The sequence below is a fragment of the Protofrankia sp. CiP1_Cm_nod2 genome (assembly GCF_920664355.1).
GTDB lineage: Bacteria > Actinomycetota > Actinomycetes > Frankiales > Frankiaceae > Protofrankia.
Genome location: NZ_CAKKTL010000162.1, coordinates 1 through 559, shown reverse-complemented (window position 1 = coordinate 559; position 559 = coordinate 1). Strand labels below are relative to the sequence as shown.

General features: G+C 77.1%; 1 pseudogene. It reads left to right on the top strand.

What is annotated here, in order from left to right:
* Positions 1–12: 12 nt before the first annotated feature.
* Positions 13–559: pseudogene (locus tag NBW84_RS16940) on the top strand (hypothetical protein); the annotation flags it as partial.

Below are 559 nucleotides of genomic sequence, written 5' to 3'. Positions count from 1 at the left end.
GGCGGTGCCGCGATGACGGACCGTGCCGAGGTGACAGGTGGTGCCGCGCCTGGCTTCGGCGGTCTGGTGGCCGAGCGGGCGAATCCGCGTCCCATCCTTACGGCCTCGATCGCCCGGCTGGCCCGCGCCACCGCTCCGGGCGGCCCGCTGCTGCGGATCCTGCCGGGCGCGCGGATCGCGCCGGGCCACGCCCGCCCGGTCGGCAACCATCCCGTCATCGGCGCGCCGGAGCTCACGGGCGCGAATCGCGTCGGCGGCCGACAGATCGACCGGGTCGTTCTCGCCGGCGCCTACCCGCGTGCCGCGCTCACCCAGCCCGGCGACATCGTCGTCACGACCAGCCCTCGTTTCGGGGCGCATCTCGATGAGAGCGGCTATTCGATCATCGAGTTCCCCGCGCGCGGCCTGCGGCTGACGGACGCGGGGCGCGCCGTTCTCACCCCGCGGGTGCTGGCCGCGTTGCTGGCCGCCGCGGCGCCCGCCGGCCGCGCGTCCGGGGCGGTCCGCGCGCCACGCCGGCTGGAGGACCTGTGTGTCGCCGCGCTGCCCGAGCCGGTCG